The sequence below is a fragment of the Microvirga flocculans ATCC BAA-817 genome (assembly GCF_000518665.1).
GTDB lineage: Bacteria > Pseudomonadota > Alphaproteobacteria > Rhizobiales > Beijerinckiaceae > Microvirga > Microvirga flocculans.
In genome coordinates, this window is record NZ_JAEA01000011.1 from 83,721 (window position 1) to 101,960 (window position 18,240).

General features: G+C 65.7%; 17 protein-coding genes. 9 read left to right on the forward strand and 8 right to left on the reverse strand.

All coding sequences use genetic code 11. The features are described from left to right. Nucleotides 1–2: 2 nt before the first annotated feature. From L879_RS0113680 to L879_RS0113690, 3 genes are all read left to right on the forward strand, one after another. Nucleotides 3–1,244, forward strand: a complete 1,242-nt coding sequence (locus L879_RS0113680) for a threonine ammonia-lyase (protein WP_027316603.1) — start codon at nucleotides 3–5, stop codon at nucleotides 1,242–1,244. Nucleotides 1,245–1,254: 10 nt separating this feature from the next. Next, the gene (locus tag L879_RS21685; RefSeq protein WP_051435312.1) at nucleotides 1,255–1,734 is read left to right on the forward strand and encodes an RDD family protein; all 480 of its coding nucleotides are present in this window, start codon (nucleotides 1,255–1,257) and stop codon (nucleotides 1,732–1,734) included. A gap of 277 nt (nucleotides 1,735–2,011) precedes the next feature. Further along, on the forward strand, nucleotides 2,012–2,758 hold the full coding sequence (locus L879_RS0113690) for an arginyltransferase (protein WP_027316604.1): 747 nt from the start codon (nucleotides 2,012–2,014) through the stop codon (nucleotides 2,756–2,758). A gap of 72 nt (nucleotides 2,759–2,830) precedes the next feature. Here L879_RS0113690 and parC read toward each other — a convergent pair whose 3' ends face one another. Next, on the reverse strand, nucleotides 2,831–5,077 hold the full coding sequence (gene parC, locus L879_RS0113695) for a DNA topoisomerase IV subunit A (protein ID WP_027316605.1): 2,247 nt from the start codon (nucleotides 5,075–5,077) through the stop codon (nucleotides 2,831–2,833). A gap of 66 nt (nucleotides 5,078–5,143) precedes the next feature. Beyond that, nucleotides 5,144–5,875, reverse strand: coding sequence for a DNA repair protein RecO (recO, locus tag L879_RS0113700; protein WP_027316606.1), 732 nt, complete (start codon nucleotides 5,873–5,875; stop codon nucleotides 5,144–5,146). 196 nt (nucleotides 5,876–6,071) lie between these two features. Between recO and L879_RS24325 the strand changes: the two genes are divergently transcribed. Continuing rightward, the gene (locus L879_RS24325; protein ID WP_245265235.1) at nucleotides 6,072–7,853 is read left to right on the forward strand and encodes an OmpA family protein; all 1,782 of its coding nucleotides are present in this window, start codon (nucleotides 6,072–6,074) and stop codon (nucleotides 7,851–7,853) included. A gap of 43 nt (nucleotides 7,854–7,896) precedes the next feature. Here the strand turns inward: L879_RS24325 and L879_RS0113710 are convergent, their stop codons facing one another. Further along, nucleotides 7,897–9,672, reverse strand: a complete 1,776-nt coding sequence (locus L879_RS0113710; protein ID WP_027316608.1) for an adenylate/guanylate cyclase domain-containing protein — start codon at nucleotides 9,670–9,672, stop codon at nucleotides 7,897–7,899. 435 nt (nucleotides 9,673–10,107) lie between these two features. On the opposite strand from L879_RS0113710, the gene L879_RS21690 reads away from it, so the two are divergent. After that, nucleotides 10,108–11,739 carry a methyl-accepting chemotaxis protein gene (locus L879_RS21690; RefSeq protein WP_035459627.1) on the forward strand — a complete coding sequence of 544 codons (1,632 nt, stop codon included), beginning with the start codon at nucleotides 10,108–10,110 and terminating at the stop codon, nucleotides 11,737–11,739. Here the strand turns inward: L879_RS21690 and era are convergent. The 5 genes from era to L879_RS0113740 all read right to left on the reverse strand — a co-directional run bounded on the left by era (nucleotide 11,736) and on the right by L879_RS0113740 (nucleotide 15,442). Beyond that, entirely contained in the window at nucleotides 11,736–12,650 is a 915-nt protein-coding gene (gene era / locus L879_RS0113720) for a GTPase Era (RefSeq protein ID WP_027316609.1), read from the reverse strand. The genes L879_RS21690 and era overlap by 4 nt on opposite strands. Next, entirely contained in the window at nucleotides 12,637–13,347 is a 711-nt protein-coding gene (gene rnc / locus L879_RS0113725) for a ribonuclease III (protein WP_027316610.1), read from the reverse strand. The genes era and rnc overlap by 14 nt, the downstream gene beginning before the upstream one ends. A gap of 3 nt (nucleotides 13,348–13,350) precedes the next feature. Then, entirely contained in the window at nucleotides 13,351–14,127 is a 777-nt protein-coding gene (gene lepB, locus L879_RS0113730; RefSeq protein ID WP_027316611.1) for a signal peptidase I, read from the reverse strand. A gap of 161 nt (nucleotides 14,128–14,288) precedes the next feature. Next, the gene (acpS, locus tag L879_RS0113735; protein WP_027316612.1) at nucleotides 14,289–14,687 is read right to left on the reverse strand and encodes a holo-ACP synthase; all 399 of its coding nucleotides are present in this window, start codon (nucleotides 14,685–14,687) and stop codon (nucleotides 14,289–14,291) included. Next, the gene (locus tag L879_RS0113740; RefSeq protein WP_027316613.1) at nucleotides 14,684–15,442 is read right to left on the reverse strand and encodes a pyridoxine 5'-phosphate synthase; all 759 of its coding nucleotides are present in this window, start codon (nucleotides 15,440–15,442) and stop codon (nucleotides 14,684–14,686) included. The genes acpS and L879_RS0113740 overlap by 4 nt, the downstream gene beginning before the upstream one ends. A gap of 393 nt (nucleotides 15,443–15,835) precedes the next feature. Between L879_RS0113740 and rpsF the strand changes: the two genes are divergently transcribed. The 4 genes from rpsF to rplI all read left to right on the forward strand — a co-directional run bounded on the left by rpsF (nucleotide 15,836) and on the right by rplI (nucleotide 18,170). Then, nucleotides 15,836–16,234, forward strand: a complete 399-nt coding sequence (gene rpsF / locus L879_RS0113745; protein ID WP_027316614.1) for a 30S ribosomal protein S6 — start codon at nucleotides 15,836–15,838, stop codon at nucleotides 16,232–16,234. A 2-nt stretch (nucleotides 16,235–16,236) separates the two neighbouring features. Then, a complete protein-coding gene (gene rpsR / locus L879_RS0113750; RefSeq protein ID WP_009491074.1) occupies nucleotides 16,237–16,494 on the forward strand; it encodes a 30S ribosomal protein S18 in 258 nt (85 codons plus the stop codon). 125 nt (nucleotides 16,495–16,619) lie between these two features. Further along, nucleotides 16,620–17,582: a DUF2232 domain-containing protein gene (locus L879_RS0113755; RefSeq protein ID WP_027316615.1), complete on the forward strand. Its 963-nt coding sequence runs from the start codon at nucleotides 16,620–16,622 to the stop codon at nucleotides 17,580–17,582. A 24-nt stretch (nucleotides 17,583–17,606) separates the two neighbouring features. After that, complete coding sequence (rplI, locus tag L879_RS0113760; protein WP_027316616.1) at nucleotides 17,607–18,170, forward strand: 50S ribosomal protein L9; 564 nt, start codon at nucleotides 17,607–17,609, stop codon at nucleotides 18,168–18,170. Nucleotides 18,171–18,240 lie beyond the last annotated feature (70 nt).

Genomic DNA, 18,240 nt, shown 5'->3' on the forward strand with positions numbered 1-18,240 from the left:
ACGTGGCCGATTACGCCATCACCATCGAAGACATCCGACGCGCGGCCGAGACGATCCGGGGGCAGGTTCTGCGAACGCCCCTCGTTCCCGCGCCGCGCCTGTCTCAGCTCACGGGCGCCACCGTCTGGGTGAAGCACGAGAACATGCAGCCGACAGGCTCCTTCAAGGAGCGCGGCGCGGTGACGAAGCTGGAAAGCCTGAACGCGGAGGAGCGCAAGCGCGGCGTGATCGCCATGTCGGCTGGCAACCATGCGCAGGCCGTGGCCTATCACGCCCGCCGCCTGGGCATCCCGGCCACCATCGTGATGCCGGAGAGCGCCCCGCTAGTGAAGGCGGAGAACACCCGTGCCTACGGCGCACGGGTCATCCTGTACGGCGAAACCCTCTACGAATCCGCCGACCGCGTCCGCGAGATCATCGCGTCGGAGGGGCTCGTCCTCGTCCATCCTTACGACGATCCGAAGGTCATGGCCGGACAGGGCACCATCGGCATGGAGATGTTGGCGGACGCCCCCGACCTCGACCAGATCATCGTGCCCATCGGCGGCGGCGGCCTGATTTCCGGCATCACCGTGGCGGCAAAGGCCCTGAAGCCCTCCATCGAGATCATCGGCGTGGAGGCCGCCCTCTATCCTTCCTTCATCAACGCCATCCGCGGCGAGCACCGGCCCATCGGCGGCGCGACGCTGGCTGAAGGCATCGCGGTCAAGACGGTCGGCCAGCTTCCCCTGCCCATCGTCCGCGACCTCGTCTCCGACATCGTCACCGTCGAGGAACCTCTGATCGAGCGCGCGGTGAACGCCTATGCCACCCTCCAGCGGACCATGGCCGAGGGCGCTGGCGCGGCGGGTCTCGCCGCCATGCTGGCGCAGCCCGAGCGTTTTCAGGGCAAGCGCGTCGGCCTCGTGCTCTGCGGCGGCAACATCGACGCGCGGATCCTGGCATCCGTGATGGTGCGCGAGCTCGAGCGGGACGACCGCATCACCTCCTTCCGCATCACCTCCCATGACAGGCCGGGCCTTCTCGGCCGGGTGGCGAGCCTGCTGGGCAACATGGGCGCCAACATCCTCGAAGTCTCCCATGGCCGCCTGTTCCTCGACGTGCCGGCCAAGGGCGTTTCCATCGACATCACTATCGAAACCCGCGACAGGAAACATACATTGGAGGTATTCGAGGCGCTCGCGGCCGAGGGGCTCGCGCCGCAGCGCATCGATTCCCGCTGCCTTCCGCAGACCGCTCATTGAGGAGACATCGATGGTCAACCGACCCTACCCGCCGACCCTGAACTACCCATCCTACGAGGCGGGCAGGTTGACGGAGGGCGTCATCGCGCGGCGCTTCTGGGCCTACCTGATCGATCTGGTCGTGATCGCGCTCTGGGTCGTGCTGATCTCCATCGGCATCTTCTTCCTAGGGATCATCACTCTCGGCCTCGGCTGGGGGCTGTTCTTCGCGCTGCCCCTCACGGCGCTGATCTTCATCGTCTATAACGCGGTGACCATCGGCGGCGCGGCTCAGGCCACGGTCGGCATGCGCACCATGGGCCTGCGGGTGATCGACCCGCAGACGGGGCGCGGCGTGTCGCCGTTGGCCGCCGCCGTGCACGCGCTCTTCTTTTATGTCGCGATCTCGACCTTCCTGCTCTGGGCCTGCGACGTGCTGATCGGCTTCGTGCGCGACGACAGGCGCTTCATCCGCGACCTGCTCACGGGCATGATGGTGGTGAGGGCCTGAGCCATGGGGCGGAGAGGATCCCATAAGCCCTCATCCTGAGGAGGTCGCGTCAGTGACCGTCTCGAAGGACGAGGGCGTTTCCAGCGCTCTCTGGAGACTCCTTCGAGACGCAGACTGCGTCTGCTCCTCAGGATGAGGTCGAGAGGTGTGACGCGATCTTTCAGCGCACGACCACGCCTCCGCAGCATCCGCCCACTTTTCCTGGACGCGGCTGACACCAATGTTATCCTTGGAGCGTTGAATCAGCGCTCAAGGTTTCTCCACAAGGCTTTCCCGCTTGACGAGCCAGCCCCGCGACGCACCGCAATTCTACCTCACCTCGCCATCCGCATGCCCCTATCTGCCGGGCAAGGAGGAGAGAAAGGTCTTCACGCATATCGTGGGGCGGCGCGGGCGCGAGCTGAACGAGATCCTCACCCAGGGCGGCTTCCGCCGGTCGCAGACCATCGCCTACCGCCCCGCCTGCGAAACCTGCCGTGCCTGCGTCTCGGTGCGGGTACTGGTGGACGAGTTCGAGCCCTCGGGCAACCTGAAGCGCGTTCTGAAGGACAATGCCGACCTGATCGGCACCGCCCTGCCCAACCGCCCGACATCGGAGCAATACTCCCTGTTCCGCCGCTACGTGGACACCCGCCACGCGGATGGCGGCATGGCCGACATGACCATGCTCGACTATTCCATGATGGTCGAGGACAGCCACGTGGACACGACCTTGATCGAGTATCGCCGGCGCGGCATCGACAGCGACATCACGGGCAAGGGAGAAGGCGACCTGATCGCCGTCAGCCTCACCGACGAGATGAGCGACGGCCTCTCCATGGTCTATTCGTTCTACGAGCCCGAGATGCAGGACCGCAGCCTCGGCACCTTCATGATTCTCGACCACATCCGCCGCGCCAGAGCGATGGGGTTGCCTTACCTCTATCTCGGCTACTGGGTCGATGGCTCCAAGAAGATGGCCTACAAGGCCCGCTTCAGGCCGCAGGAGCGGCTCCTGCCGCACGGCTGGGTGCGGGTCGGCTGAGCAAACGGGCAATCAATCGTAGGTTTTTCATCCCGGATGTTCGCTTCATCCGGGATGACTTTCCGGTGAGCCTTACTCCCCGAACCTGTTCGACTTCGGGAAACCCTTCGGCGGCAGGCGGCCGGCTTCGGTGCGGTTGCCGAGCCAGTCGCGCAGATCCTCCTTGGCGACCGTCCAGGTGCGGCCCGAGGTGTCCTTCCAGGTCAGGCCTTCCTTCAGCTTGAAGACCTTGGCGTCGGCGACGCCGCCGTCCTTGTAGCGCTGGAGGCGCACGCCCTTGCCGCGGGTCATCTCCGGCACCTGGTTGGCCGGGAAGATCAGCAGCTTGCGGTTCTCGCCGATGATGGCGACATGATCGCCCTCGGCCTCGGTGCAGACCACCATCTTGGCGGGCGCGTCGAGGTTGAGGATCTGCTTGCCCTTGCGGGTATTCGCCGTGATGTCGTCCGTCGGGACCACGAAGCCGCGGCCGTCCGTGCCCACCACCAGCAGCTTCGAGCCTGCCTTGTAAGGGAAGGCCGCGATGAAGTCCGCCCCCTCCTCCAGGTCGACCATGAGGCGGATCGGGTCGCCGAAGCCGCGCCCGCCGGGAAGCTTGGACGCATCGAGCGTGAAGAAGCGCCCGTTATCCGCCACCACGACGATCTTGGATGTCGTCTCGGCGAAGAAGGCCGTCTTCAGCGCATCGTCGCCCTTGAACTGCACGCCCGAGAGATCGGCCTGATGGCCCTTCATGGCGCGGATCCAGCCCTTCTCGGACACGATGACCGTAATCGGCTCGCGCTCGATCATGGCCTCCGCGAAGTCGATGTCGGACGTATCCGGCGCCTGATCGAAAGTGGTGCGGCGGCGGCCCAGCTCCGTCTCGGGACCGAAGGTCTTGCGGACCTCCTTGATCTCCCAGGCGACGGTCTTCCACTGCACCTTCTCGGAATCGAGCAGGTTCTCAATCTGGGCCTTCTCGTCCTGCAGGCTCTTCTGCTCGCGCTTGAGCTCCATCTCCTCGAGCTTGCGCAGGCTCCGCAGGCGCGTGTCGAGAATGGCGTTGGCCTGGACCTCGGTGAGCTTGAAGACCCGCATCAGCTCCGCCTTCGGCTCGTCCTCCTCGCGGATGATTTTGATCACCCGGTCGAGGTCGAGATAGACGATGAGCAGGCCGCCCAGGATCTCCAAACGCCTGTCGATGGCCGCCAGCCGGAACCGCGAGCGGCGGATCAGCACCTCGCGGCGATGGTCGAGCCATTCGCGCAGGCACTCGGCCAGGCCCAGCACCTTCGGCACCTTGCCGCCCGCGAGCACGTTCACGTTCATGGGCACGCGGCTCTCCAGCTCGGTGAGCTTGAAGAGCGATTCCATCAGGATGATCGGATCGACCGTCTTGGCGCGGGGCTCCAGCACCACGCGGATGTCTTCGGCCGATTCATCGCGCACGTCTGCGAGCAGCGGCAGCTTCTTCTCCTGCAGCAGCTCGGCGATCTTCTCGATCAGGCGCGACTTCGGCACCGCATACGGAATTTCGGTGACGACGATCTGCCAGCTGCCGCGACCCAGCTCTTCCTTGTGCCAGCGGGCGCGCACGCGGAAGGAGCCGCGCCCCGTGGTGTAGGTCTCGACCATGGAGGCCGGAGAATCCACGACGATGCCGCCGGTCGGAAGATCGGGACCCTGCACGAACTGCATGAGCTGTTCGGAGGTGGCGCTCGGCTTGGCGATGAGATGCAGTGCCGCATCGCAGAGCTCGGCGGCGTTGTGCGGCGGGATCGAGGTCGCCATGCCGACCGCGATGCCCTGCGAGCCGTTGGCGAGCAGGTTCGGGAAGGCGGCGGGCAGCACCACCGGCTCCTCGTTGGCCTGATCGTAGGTCTCGCGGAAATCGACGGAATCCTCGTCGATACCCTCCAGCAGCAGCCGGGCCACTTCGGTCATGCGCGCTTCGGTGTAGCGCATCGCCGCCGCGCCATCGCCGTCGATGTTGCCGAAATTGCCCTGCCCGTCGGCCAGCGGATAGCGCTGGGCGAAATCCTGCGCCATGCGGACCAGCGCCTCGTAGATCGACTGGTCGCCGTGCGGGTGGAACTGACCCATCACGTCGCCGACGATGCGGGCGCATTTCTTCGGCGCCGACTTGGGGTCGAGCTTCAGGAGCCGCATGGCGTGCAGGATGCGGCGGTGGACAGGCTTCAACCCGTCGCGTGCGTCCGGCAGCGCCCGGTGCATGATGGTGGAGAGCGCATACGCCAGGTAGCGCTCCTCCAGGGCGTCCTTGAGATTGATGTTCTCGATCTCGCCGCCTGACGGTGGATTGACCGGCTTACCCATGCGTGGAAATCCTCAACTGCGAATCGCTTCTTATCATCTGAAATGAGAACATAACAGAAACAAACCTCATTCGTCCCCAGCCGTGGCCAGTGCGACGAAACGCGCCCGCTCCTCCGGCGCCCGCCGTCCCTGGGGGGCGAAGACGTTGTGATGCAGGAAGAAGTCCGTGAGCGCAAATCCGTCCCGGATATCCTCCTCCCGGGGCCGATTGGCCCTGGTCTGGCCGATCAGGAAGCCGGGAAGCCTGAGCAGCCGGTCCTTGTAGGGCTCGCCGGCTTCGGCCGAGACGGCCCGTCCGCTTCGGGGCGAGACGTAAGCGAGGTCCCGTTCGCTTCCCGTGGCGGCGCAGCGCGCGAGATCCAGCCCGAAGCCGAGCTCGGTGAGCATGGCGAGCTCGAACCGCACGAACAGCGCGGGGGCGAGGTCCGGGTCGTCCAGGTGGTCCACCAGCACCGTGAGGGTCTCGAACAGGGCGAAATGCGGATCCCGCTCGGGGAAATAGCGCAGGAGATGGGCCAGGGTCGCCAGGCCGTAAAGGGCCATGGAGGAGCCCATGAGCCGTGCGGCCCGCAGCTCCAGACCCTCGACCTGATAGGTTCCCAGATGCTCGTCGAGCCGCGCCCGCCAGGTGGCCTGAACGGTGTTCCCGGGTTGCAGCACGGCCTGGAGGCTCTTCGAGCGCCCGCCCTGGACGAGGCCCAGATGGCGGCCGTGATCGCGCGTCATCAGCTCGAGGATGACGCTCGTTTCCCCATGTTTGCGGACGCCGAGAACGACGCCTTCGTCAGTCCAATGCATCGGTCGCGGGCGCCTTCGGCGAGTGGCTTCCTGAACCTGGGATATATGGATCCGGTCGGCTTTTCGCCATGTTTTCCAACGATATCGCACAACTGCTAAGATTCGGTTGTGGAAGCTGGACCAGTCCCTCGGCGGAACCAATGCGGTACCTTGGCATTGTCGATGACCCTAACGCGCAGATGACGAATTGAGGATCATGAAGCTTTCCAGCCTGTTTCTTGTGAGTACCGCCCTGCCCCTGGTTCTGTTGCCCGCAAGCGTGTCGGCGCTCCAGCCGGGTGCGACCGCTCCCCTCGTCATGGCCCAGGCCTCGCCCGGACCCGACGAGGAACTGCCGCCCAAGACCCGCCAGAAGCGGCCGGGCCAGCAAGATGCGGATTCGCCGCGGGGCCGTCAGGGTCAGGAACGCAGGCAGGGACCGCAGGATGGAGAGCGCCGGGGCGGTTCCGAGGAGCGCGGCCAGCGCCCGTCGCGTGATGCGGGTCCGGCGGAACGCGGCGGCCCCGATGCAACGCGCGGGTCGCGCGCGCCAGGCGCCGACGAAACCCCCGAGGCCCCGCGCCAGCGTCGCGAGCAGGGCCGTCCCGCCGAACGCCCAGTACCTCCCTCGGGCGCAACCCCGGCAACCCCGGCTCGCCCGGAACAGCAGGCTCCCGCTGAGCGGGCCCGGCCACCTGTGGAAACCCCGTCGCGGCAGCAGCGCCCCGCGGCCCAGGATCGCGACCAGGAGCGCGAACGGCCCGCCGCCGAACGCCCGCGCTCCGGAACCCCGACCGACGAGATCCGCCGCCCCGCCGCGCCGTCTGCGGCACAGCCTGCGACCCCGCCGGCTTCCGACCGGCAGCGGACCGGAGCACCGCGTCCGGGCGAAACCGAGCGTCCGTCCCGCTCCGGCGAGACCGAGCGTCCGGACATCCGGCGCGACGGACGCCCCTCGCAGCAAGAGCCCGTCGCCCCGGCCCCTGCGACGCGGGCTCAACCTGCGCCGCTCCCGGCGCCCGTCCAGACCGCTCCTCAGCGTTCCGCTCCCGTCGCGGCGCAGCCCCTCGACCCATCGCGGGTGCGTATCGAGGATCTGCGCAGCCAGCGTCGCGAGCGCCGCGAGGGCGACCGGCTCATCATCGAGGAACCGGGCAACCGCACGATCATCCGCGAGGGCAACGACGTCATCATCCGCCACGATGAGACGGAACGGTTCCGCCGCACCTATCGCGACGCCGACATCCGCGTGGAGCGACGCGGCCCAGGCGAGGAGGTGACCATCGTGCGGCGCCCCGACGGTTCCGAGATCGTGACCGTTCGTGACGATGACGGAAACCTCATCCGCCGCATCCGGCGCGAGCCCGCGGGCCGCGAGATCGTTCTCATCGAGAACAGGCGCAGCGGCATAGACCGGCGTCCCGGATACGGCTACGTCGAGGAGGAGGTCATCCGCATGCCTCCGCCCGTGGTCCGCATTCCGCGCGAGCAGTACATCGTCGAGACGGAACGCGCCTCGGAAGCCGACATCTTGCAGGCCTTCACGGCGCCGCCCGTGGAACGGATCGAGCGCGCCTACACCCTCGATGAGATCCGCCGCAGCGAGTCCCTTCGCGAGCGCATGCGGCGCGTGGACCTCGACACGATCAATTTCGAGTTCGGCTCCTGGGAGCTGCCGCCGGATCAGATCGACGCCCTAAGGGGCATCGCGGACGGTCTGCGCCAAGCCATCTCCCGCAACCCGAACGAGATCTTCCTCGTGGAAGGCCATACGGATGCGGTCGGCTCAGACGAGGACAACCTGACCCTGTCCGACCGCCGCGCCGAAACGGTCGCGACGATCCTCACCCAGCGCTACCAGATTCCCGCCGAGAACCTCACGACCCAGGGTTACGGCGAGCAGTATCTGAAGGTGGCCAGCCAGGGGCCCGAGCGGGAGAACCGCCGCGTGACCCTGCGCCGGATCACGCCGCTCCTTCAGGGACAGAACCAGCAGTAAAACAAAAGCCGGGAGGGCCCCACCCTCCCGGCTTTTTCATTGCTCACTCAGGAAGGCCCGCCTCTCGCAGGCCCTGCGCGAAGCGGCCCATAACCTCGTCGCTGAAGGCCAGGGCCTGGCGGATGTCCGAAATCCGGATCTCGGGATAAGCTTTGAGGAGGTCCCGGATGCAGCTTCGCGCCTTCTCGTGGTCTCCGGCGAAGACATAGGTGGGCGCAAGCGTCCGGAGGATCCAGGTCGCACTCGGATTCACGGACAGCGCCCGCTCCTGCCACAGCGCAGCGAGATCGTAGCGTTTCGCGATAAAATGGGCGCATCCGATTCCCATCTCGCAGTTGAACGCCATGGGATCGAACGGGCTCAGGCGCAGGGAATGCTCGAAATGCTGGATCGCGACCTCGGGATCGTCCCGGTAATTGTGCAGCCACCCGCTACGGTTCCAAGCCCAAGCGGAGTTCGGATCCAGCGCCAGGGCCCGCTCGAGCATCGACGCGGCGCGCTGATATTCCCGCGTAATCGTCAGTGCAGCTCCCAGGACCGTGAGAATGAAGGGATCGTCATGAGCCAACGCCGCAGCAGCCTGCGCCTGGCGCAAGGTCTCGCGCTTGTCGTCCGGCACGTTCACGGACCAGTTGTAGACGATCCGCTGCCCGCGGCACCATGCCGCCAGTGAGAGAGCCAGCGGATAGCTCGGGTCGAGAACGAGCGCCCTGTCGATCAGCCATGTCGCTTCCTGATTGGCCTCGGCATCGAGTGACCATACATGGGGAAGCGCCCGCATGACCAGGTCGTAGGCATCCAGGTTCTCGGGCCGCTTGCGTTTTGCGCGTTCGATCTCGGCAGCCCGGATCGACGGCTGGATCGATCCGACGACGCTCGCCGTGATCTGATCCTGAAGGTCGAAGACGTCCTCGACCACGCCGTCGTAGTGCTCGGCCCAGAGATGCCCGCCGGTCACGGCATCGACGAGCTGCGCCGTGATGCGGATCCTCTTTCCGGATCGTCTCACGCTGCCTTCGAGCACGTAGCGCACACCCAGTTCCTGCCCGATCTGCTGCACGCTCACCACACGCCCCTTGTATGTGAAGGTCGAATTACGAGCGATGACGAAGAAGGATTTGAAGCGGGAGAGAGCTGCGATGATATCCTCGACGATACCGTCGGCGAAATATTCCTGCTCGGGATCCTGGCTGATGTTCAAGAAGGGAAGAACGGCGATAGACGGTCTGTCCTGGATGGGCACGACGGTTCGGTGGCTGACGACGCCTTTCGAAAGATCGAGACCCTTCAGGAGTGAAAAAACCCTAATCGGCCGCCCGATATTCTTGAATTCCTGCTCTCCGCGATCCTCGAAGGTGTAGGGAACCTTGTCCCTCACCTCTTCGTAGACCTTGCCTGACAGGCAGATGCCGCCCGGCATCGCGATCTTCTGCAGGCGCGCCGCGACATTCACGCCGTCACCGAAGATGTCGCCTTCATCGTCGATCATGATGTCGCTGAGATTGATGCCGATGCGCAGGCGCAGCGGATGGATCGCCGAGAGCCGGGCGTCCTCTGCCATGCTTTCCTGAAGCTCGACCGCACAGCGAACGGCTTCGACGGGGCTCGAGAACTCCACCAGGAAGCCGTCGCCGACGGTTTTCACCAGACGGCCGTGATGGGAGCGGATCCCTGGTTCGATCACCCGCCGGCGAAGGTCCCTGAGACGGCTCATGGTCCCTTCCTCGTCCTGGGCCATGAGATCGGAATAGCCGACCACATCCGCGCAGAGGACCGTTGCGAGACGCCGTTGCGCCGTCTGGTCAGAAGGGCTGCTCATGGCCTCTCCGGGATGTCGACGCTGCACAGGACGCGCAACTCCAGGAAGACTCGCCCACAACGATCCAGCTTCCCGTTCATCTTTTAGGATAAAGCCGCCGGCTTCATCCGGTTGCGTTGCAAAAATGCCTGACAATGTTGGCAATAAAAGGAATTCGAGCGCTCAAGATGCAGCCCGCGACGGGGAAAGATATGGTGACGTTGCGTCCTCGGAGAGCCCCGACTACAACCTTAGGCGGAGCAGCCGCACGGATTTTCCGTTCCTTAACCTTTTGAGATGACGTTTGGTCAAACATAAAAGGGATGAGGGGGCCCGGCAATGCTCGGTATTCTACGGCGCGCTCCGCAAGCAAAGCTTTCCGAGAACGAAGCCCAGCCCGCCTCTGAGGAAACGCCACCTCCAGTCGCCAACAGGAGTCGCCTCGATACGGAAGTCATGGATGCACTTGAGGCTGATGTTCTCAAGGCCATCGAGGGCGTCACGCAGGCCATCGCCATCGCGGCGGCCGATGTCGCCGCAGTTGAGAAGGATCTGGCGACCATTCGCGCCCATGCCGAGGAACTCGCCTCCTCTGGACAGAAGGCGTCGGGAGAGACGGTTTCTCTCGCCTCCTCGACTGAGGAACTGTCGGCTACGTCTGCAGAGATCGGCCGGGCCATGGATCATGCGGGTGCGCAGATCGAGAACGCCGTTGAGGCAGCCCGGAAGGCAAGCGACCTCATTCTTCAGTTGTCCTCTGCCACGGCGGAGATTGTCGGCATCGTCGACACGATCTCGACCGTAGCTCGACAGACAAACCTCCTGGCGCTCAACGCCACCATCGAAGCGGCACGCGCCGGAGAGGCGGGCAAAGGCTTTTCCGTCGTCGCGAGCGAAGTTAAGGCCCTCTCGACACAGACGGCCAAGGCGGCGGATGACATCCGCCTGCGGATCGACCGTTTGCGGGAAACGGCACAGGCCTCGACCGATGCCGTGGCGGAGGTCGTTGAGGTGGTGCAGGATGTCCGTCCGGTCTTCGAGACGGTGCGCCATGCCGTCGGCGAGCAGAACTCCGCCATTCATGAGGTCTCGCGGCTGGCCGGCGTCACGTCGGTCAGCGTCAGCCAGGTGAGTGAGCGTGCGGGCGCTGTGGACCATATCTCGCTGGATGCGAGCAACCTCGCCCACCGGGCGGATCAGGCGACGAAGACAGCGGACGGATTGGCCAAGGCACTCGGACAACGGTTCGTCACGGTCATGCGCCAGAGCGAGATCGGTGACAGGCGGCAAACGGACCGCCTGCCGGTGGATCGACCCGCGACGCTCTGGATCTCCGGGCGCAGCACCTCGTCCCGGCTGATCGACATCAGCGCCGGCGGCGCATTGCTGGCGCCCATTGCCGATGCGCCCGCCGCACCCGGGCACAGAGCAGCAATCGACATCAAGGACGTGGGACGCTTCGATGCGCGGATCGTTGCCACGAGCGCCATGGGCCTTCACTGCGCCTTCGAGGACCTCGCCGGCGAAGCCCGTTCGCGCATTGACGGCTTCATTGCAGAGGTCGAGGCCACTTACCGCCCGCGGATCCTGCTTGCGCAGGAGACCGCCCGTCAGGCCGGGTGCCTGATCGAGCGGGCCGTGGCGGATGGGAGCCTCTCGCGCGAGGCGGTGTTCGACACGGATTACAAGCCGATGCCGGGCACGGATCCGGCTCAGTACGGCACGAGCTACCTTCCCGTCTTCGAGCGGCTCCTGCCGCCTCTCTTCGAAAGGGTTCTGGCTTCCGATCCCGCCATGGCCTTCTGCCTCGCCATCGACCGGAACGGCTACATCCCGGTCCATAACCGGATCTACTCGCAGCCCCAGCGAGCAGGCGATCCGGTATGGAACGCGGCCCATTGCCGGAACAGGCGCATCTTCGACGACCGCGCGGGCATTACGGCGGCGAGGTCCACACGGCCTTTCGCGGTGCAGTCCTATGCCCGCGACATGGGCGGCGGCAAGATCGTAATGATGCAGGAAGTGGATGCGCCGATCCGCATTCTCGGCCGCCACTGGGGCGGCCTGAGAACGGCCTATCGCGCTTAACCGCGCGGGAACTCCAGGCCCATCTCGCGATAGCGCTCCGGGTCGTCGCTCCAGTTCTCGCGCACCTTCACGAAGATGAAGAGGTGGACCGGCGCTTCGGCGATCTCGGCGATTTCCTTGCGGGCCGCCTGGCCGATGGCCTTGATGGTCTGCCCACCCTTGCCGAGCACGATCTTGCGCTGGCTGTCCCGCTCCACGAACACGGTCTGCTCGATGCGGACCGAGCCGTCGGGGCGCACCTGCCACTGGTCCGTCTCGACGGTGGACTGATAGGGCAGCTCTTCGTGCAGGCGCTCGTAGATCTTCTCGCGGGTGATCTCGGCGGCGAGCATGCGCAGGGGCGCATCGGAAATCTGATCTTCCGGGTAGAGCCAGGGACCTTCCGGCATCATCCCGGCGAGCTGGCGCTTCAGGGTCTCGATCCCGTCGCCGTTCAGGGCGGAGATCATGAAGGTATGCGCGAACGGCACCTTTTCGTTGAGCTTGGCCGCGAGTTCCAGCAGCCGCGACCGCTCGATCAGGTCGATCTTGTTGAGGATCAGCACTTTCGGCCGCTTCAGCTCGGGCAGCTTCGCGAGAATGGCCTCGGCCTCCTCGTCGAGGCCCTTGCGCACGTCGAGGAGCAGCGCGACCACGTCCGCATCGCCCGCTCCGCCCCAGGCCGAGGTGACCATGGCCCGGTCGAGGCGGCGCTTCGGCTTGAAGATGCCGGGCGTGTCCACGAACACGATCTGCGCCTCGCCTTCGATGGCGATGCCGCGCACCAGGGCGCGGGTCGTCTGCACCTTGCGCGAAACGATGGAGACCTTGGAACCGACGAGCGAATTCAACAGCGTGGACTTGCCCGCATTGGGCGCGCCGATGAGAGCGACGAAACCGGCCTTCGTCCTGGCCTGTTCAGGCTGTTCCATGCTCTTCCTCCGTCCAAACGGCCTCCCTGAGGAGGAGGCTGCGGGCCGCCGCCTGTTCCGCAATGCGCTTCGATGTGCCGACGCCGAACTCGTTGTCCGTTCCCTGGACCTTCACCACCACCCGGAACTTGGGCGCGTGATCGGGCCCGGTCTGCTCGACGACCGAGTAGGTCGGCGGCGGCAGGCCCCGTCCCTGCGCCCATTCCTGCAACGCGCTCTTGGGATCGCGCAGCGGACGCCGGGGGGCGGCGAGAAGCGGCTGGAAGGCGCGCTCCACGAGGGCACTGGCCGCCTCATAGCCGCCGTCGAGAAAGACGGCGCCGATGATCGCCTCGCACACATCCGCCAGGATCGTCTGGTTGCGCCGTTCGCCCGAATGCGCCTCGCCGGCGCCGAGCTTGAGATAGGGGCCGACATCCCAGGCAATGGCGATCTCGGCGCAGCTTTCGCGCCGCACGAGCTCCGCCAGCCGGCGGGACAACTCGCCCTCGGGCGCGCCGGGAAACGTTTTGAAAAGAAGCTCCGCGATGGCGAGGCCGAGCACGCGGTCGCCGAGGAACTCGAGCCTCTGGTAGCTCTGGCCGGCAGCCTGAGGGGCGCTCACATGGGTCAGCGCCTCATCCAGGAGCTCAGGCTTTCCAAAGCGGTAGCCGAGCCTGTTCAGAAGCTCTTCGATATTGGGTTTACGACGGGCCACGGGTCAGCGGATCCTCTCGAAGAGACGGTTCCAGCGGATCTTCTGCGGCCATTCCCACGGACGCCACAGGGATGCGCTCTCGTCAATCGAGAAGAAGATGATCTCGGCCCGGCCGACGAGGTTCTCGAACTGCACCTGTCCGACGCTCGCCTCGTCGCGGGAGTCGGTGGAATTGTCCCGGTTGTCGCCCATCATGAAGTAATGGCCGGGCTGCACGGTGTAGACGTTCGTGTTGTCCCAGTAGCCGCGGTCGCCATCGCGCTCGATGACGTAGTGGGATACGCCGCCGGGCAGCGTCTCCTTATATTGCGGAACGCTCACGGTGCGGCCGTAGAGATCGACGGTCTTGTAATCCTCCACCCGCTCGCGCTGCACGGGCTGTCCGTTGATGTGGAGCACGCCGCCGTTCACCTGGATCCGGTCGCCCGGCAGGCCGATCACCCGCTTGATGTAGTCGGTCGAATTGTCCTTCGGCAGCTTGAACACGACGATCTCGCCCCGCTTCGGCTCCGAACCGAAGATGCGGCCGGAGAAGAGGCCCGGGCTGAACGGGATCGAGTGCTTCGAATAGCCGTAGGAATATTTCGAGACGAAGAGGTAATCGCCGATCAGCAGGGTCGGGATGAGAGATCCCGAGGGAATGTTGAAGGGCTGGAACAGCACCGTGCGGACGACGACCGCGATCAGGAGGGCCTGGACGATGACCTTGACGGTTTCCCAGAGGCCTCCTTCCTCGGTCTTTGCGCTGCTGCCTAAGTATTTGCCGGTTTTGTCACTCACGTCCGTCGACCTATGCTTCTCGAAATGGAGCGGCGGTTGCCGTCCTTCCCTGTTTCGGCCGTCGAGAGTGGTTTGCACTCAGCCCCGAGTGCAAACCGCTTCCGACGGCGTGGAGGGCCATGCTCTAACCTAAGGCGCGCCTTGCCGCAACGCAGCCCCTCTCAGGCCGGAATCGCCTCGATGATCACGAAGGCTTGAGCCAGCGGCGGATCGTCCGTCAGCGAGACGTGAACGATCGCCCTGTGCCCGGGCGGCGTCATGGCCTGCAAGCGCTCCAGCGCGCCCCCCGTTAGGCGCATGGTCGGGCGGCCGCTCGGGAGATTGACCACCTCCATGTCGCGCCAGAAGACCCCCTGGCTGAGGCCGGTTCCTAGGGCCTTGGCGCAGGCCTCCTTGGCGGCGAAGCGGCGTGCGTAAGAAGGAGCCCGGGCGGCCCGGCGGTCGCTTCGCGCGCGCTCGCCCTCCGTATAGATGCGGTGGGTGAACCGGTCGCCGAAGCGCTCGATGGACTTCTCGATGCGGCGGATGTCGCAGAGGTCGGACCCGATTCCGAGGATCATGCCGGCACCTGCGCCCGGCCCTCGTCCATGGCGGCGCGCATGGCCCGCACGGCCTCGTCGAGGCCGAGGAAGATCGCCTCGCCGATGAGGAAATGGCCGATATTGAGCTCGACGATCTGGGGAATCGCCGCGACCGGGCGCACTGAGTCGAGAGCCAGGCCGTGGCCCGCATGGATTTCGAGCCCGATCCTCGCGCCGTGCTCGGCGGCCCGGCGCAGGCGCTCCAGCTCGTGGGCTACTCTGGCCTCGTCGCCCTCGGCGACCGCCTCGCAATAGGTTCCCGTATGGAGCTCGACCACGGGCGCGCGCAGGTCGCAGGCCGCGTCCATGACCTCCACCTCCGGCTCGACGAAGAGCGACACCCGGATGCCCTCGCCCTTCAGCTCTTGAATCACCGGGCGCAGATGGGCATGGCCGCCGATGATGTCGAGCCCGCCCTCCGTGGTGCGCTCCTCGCGCTTCTCCGGCACGAGGCAGCAGGCGTGGGGGTGAAGACGGGTGGCGAGGCCCACCATCTCCGACGTGGCCGCCATCTCGAAATTGAGCGGCACGAAGAGCTGGCGCTTGAGCCGCTCCATATCCTGATCCCGGATATGCCGCCGGTCCTCGCGCAGATGGGCCGTGATCCCGTCGGCCCCGGCCAGCACGGCCAGGTGAGCGGCCCGGATCGGATCGGGATGCGCGCCGCCCCGGGCGTTCCGGACGGTCGCGACGTGGTCGATATTGACGCCGAGGCGAAGAGGAGGAGTTTTCATAAGGGTGTTTTAGCTTAAGGAGGCCTGTTGACCAGAGTCAGCCTGCTGTCCACGGACGCTGTCAACGGCAAATCGGCCTCCGATGGCCTTCTGACACGGCGCGTATCGGAGAGGAAGGGAACCTACGCATAACCCGGCGACTTGCCGATCCCTTGCCATCCCAGGTCAAATCGACTATAGGCCCCACTTCGCGTTCGCTCCGGCCGGGGGCTGAACGGACGGTGCGGCTTGCCGCACAGGGGTTTCGGCTCCGTCGTCCCGTGTCTCCGCCTTCGACAACCGCTCGGGCCTTGCAGGCTCGAAGGGCTTGGCGCCGATCGGATGCGCGAAACGGCCGGAACACTCCTTAAAACAGTGCAAGGCTTGACCCTCAAACCCTGAGAAAGGCCCATTATGCCTCTCTACGAGCATATCTTCATGGCTCGCCAGGATGTCACCCCGCAGCAGGTCGAGGCTATGGTCGACCTGTACAAGGGCGTCATCGAGCAGAATGGCGGCAGCGTCGAGAAGACCGAGATGTGGGGCGTGAAGTCCCTCGCCTACCGCATCAAGAAGAACCGCAAGGCGCATTTCACGATGTTCAACCTCAACGCTCCCGCGAACGCGGTGGCCGAGATGGAGCGTCAGATGCGCATCAACGAAGACATCCTTCGCTTCATGACCATCAAGGTCGAAGAGCTCGAGACCGAGCCGTCCGTGATGATGCAGAAGCGTGACCGCGACGAGCGCAAGGACCGCGAGCGCCGCGAGCGCGACGGCGGCTTTGAAGGCGGCGAAGGCGAGGAGGCTTAATCATGGCATTTGGTGCAACCGGTGGCGCCGCTGGCGGCCGTCGTCCCTTCTTCCGCCGCCGCAAGACCTGCCCGTTCTCGGGCCCGAACGCGCCGAAGATCGACTACAAGGACACGAAGCTCCTGTCCCGCTACATCTCCGAGCGTGGCAAGATCGTTCCGTCCCGCATCACGGCCGTGTCGGCCAAGAAGCAGCGTGAGCTCGCCCAGGCGATCAAGCGCGCCCGCTTCCTCGGCCTTCTGCCCTACGTGATCCGCTAAGCAAGCCTTTGGCGGGCCGCCTCGCGCGGCCCGCTCTCCACCTTTCGCCCAGCGGTGAAATCCCGCCGGGTCAGTTGGGGCCAGCCGCCCCTAACCCTGCCGACGAGCAGCGGGACAGCGAGACGATGAATTTTGTTGCAACAGGCATAGGCGCGGGCCTCGTATCGGCCCTTCTGACCGCGGTGATCGTCAAGGCGACCCCGCTGGCGGCCCTGTTGTATCTCCTTGCCCCCATTCCCGTCCTGATCGTATCGCTGGGCTGGGACCACCGCTCCGGCCTCGTCGCGGCCCTCGTCGGCGGCCTCGCCATCGGGCTCTTCCTTTCGCCCCTGAGCGGCTTCGGCTTTGCCCTGATCACCGCCCTGCCCGCCTGGTGGCTCTCGTATCTCGCCCTGCTCGGCCGCCCCGGCGCCGACGGCGTCATGGAGTGGTATCCGGTCGGGCGGCTCCTGGCCTGGGCTGCGGCCACGGCGGCGCTCACGATCATTGCGGCCGGGCTGATCTCGACAGGCGGCGACTACGCCGCTTTCGGCGAGAACGCCCGCCAGGTGGCCGAGGCCTTCGTGAGCGCCCAGTTCGCCACGACAGGGCCCGGCGCGCTCGATGCCGAGACCCGCGAGGAGATGATCGGCATTCTCGCCCGTCTCACACCCTTCCTGTCCGCGCAGGGCTTCACCACCGTGCTGGCGCTCTATCTCTGGGCGGCCGCGCGGATCGTCCAGGCCTCCAAGCGGCTGCCGCGCCCCTGGCCGGCTGTGCCGGAACTGGTCATGCCGCGCTCCGCCGGATTGCTCCTGATCGGCGCCATCGTCGTGGCCAGCTTCGACGGCTTCATCGGCGCACTCGGAATGGCCCTGTCGGGTGCGTTCTTCATGGCCTTCGCCCTGCAGGGCCTTGCGGCCATCCACGACCGCACCCGGGGCAAATCGGGCCGCGCGTTCCTGCTGACGGCCCTCTACCTGCTCATCTTCGTCACTCAGGGCATCCTGATGATCCCCCTGGCCCTGTTCGGCATCGCCGACACGGCTTTCAACCTGCGCAGCCGCTTCGGCTCGCGGCCCAACCAACCGCCAACCCTGTCAACCTGATCACGAACATATAAGGAGACAACCATGGAAGTGATTCTTCTCGAGCGCGTCGCAAAGCTCGGCCAGATGGGCGAAACCGTGAAGGTCCGCTCGGGCTACGCCCGCAACTTCCTCCTGCCGCGCGGCAAGGCTCTGCGCGCCACCGAGGCCAACAAGAAGCACTTCGAGCAGCAGCGCGCCCAGCTCGAAGCCCGCAACCTCGAGCGCCGCAAGGAAGCGGAAGTCGTCGCCGAGAAGCTGAACGGCCAGAGCTTCGTCATCCTGCGCCAGTCCGGCGAGACCGGCGTGCTCTACGGTTCGGTCTCCACCCGCGACCTCGCCGAGATCATGACCCAGAACGGCTTCTCGGTTGACCGCAACCAGGTCGCCATCAATCAGCCGATCAAGACCATCGGCCTGCACACGGTGCCGGTCGTCCTCCATCCGGAGGTCGAGGTGCAGGTGACCATCAACGTCGCCCGCAGCCCCGAGGAAGCCGAGCGTCAGGCTCGCGGCGAGTCGGTCACGACCCGCGAGGAGACCAACCTCGACGACCTCGGCCTCGAGGTCGGCGCTGCTCTCGCCGAAGCCGGCGACGTCGAACTCTAAGACAGATTGCGAACCGGAGCATTGCTCCGGTTCGCGTTTTGTTCCAAAATGGCGCTTTCCATCGATTCGA

What these genes read in the sequence shown, in the direction of transcription:
- L879_RS0113740 (WP_027316613.1), bottom strand. Translation starts at nt 15,442, where the DNA reads ATGAAAACTCCTCCTCTTCGCCTCGGCGTCAATATCGACCACGTCGCG.
- L879_RS24325 (WP_245265235.1), top strand. Translation starts at nt 6,072, where the DNA reads ATGAAGCTTTCCAGCCTGTTTCTTGTGAGTACCGCCCTGCCCCTGGTT.
- acpS (WP_027316612.1), bottom strand. Translation starts at nt 14,687, where the DNA reads ATGATCCTCGGAATCGGGTCCGACCTCTGCGACATCCGCCGCATCGAG.
- era (WP_027316609.1), bottom strand. Translation starts at nt 12,650, where the DNA reads ATGGAACAGCCTGAACAGGCCAGGACGAAGGCCGGTTTCGTCGCTCTC.
- rplI (WP_027316616.1), top strand. Translation starts at nt 17,607, where the DNA reads ATGGAAGTGATTCTTCTCGAGCGCGTCGCAAAGCTCGGCCAGATGGGC.
- recO (WP_027316606.1), bottom strand. Translation starts at nt 5,875, where the DNA reads ATGCATTGGACTGACGAAGGCGTCGTTCTCGGCGTCCGCAAACATGGG.
- L879_RS0113710 (WP_027316608.1), bottom strand. Translation starts at nt 9,672, where the DNA reads ATGAGCAGCCCTTCTGACCAGACGGCGCAACGGCGTCTCGCAACGGTC.
- rpsF (WP_027316614.1), top strand. Translation starts at nt 15,836, where the DNA reads ATGCCTCTCTACGAGCATATCTTCATGGCTCGCCAGGATGTCACCCCG.
- parC (WP_027316605.1), bottom strand. Translation starts at nt 5,077, where the DNA reads ATGGGTAAGCCGGTCAATCCACCGTCAGGCGGCGAGATCGAGAACATC.
- L879_RS21690 (WP_035459627.1), top strand. Translation starts at nt 10,108, where the DNA reads ATGGATGCACTTGAGGCTGATGTTCTCAAGGCCATCGAGGGCGTCACG.
- L879_RS21685 (WP_051435312.1), top strand. Translation starts at nt 1,255, where the DNA reads ATGGTCAACCGACCCTACCCGCCGACCCTGAACTACCCATCCTACGAG.
- L879_RS0113755 (WP_027316615.1), top strand. Translation starts at nt 16,620, where the DNA reads ATGAATTTTGTTGCAACAGGCATAGGCGCGGGCCTCGTATCGGCCCTT.
- rpsR (WP_009491074.1), top strand. Translation starts at nt 16,237, where the DNA reads ATGGCATTTGGTGCAACCGGTGGCGCCGCTGGCGGCCGTCGTCCCTTC.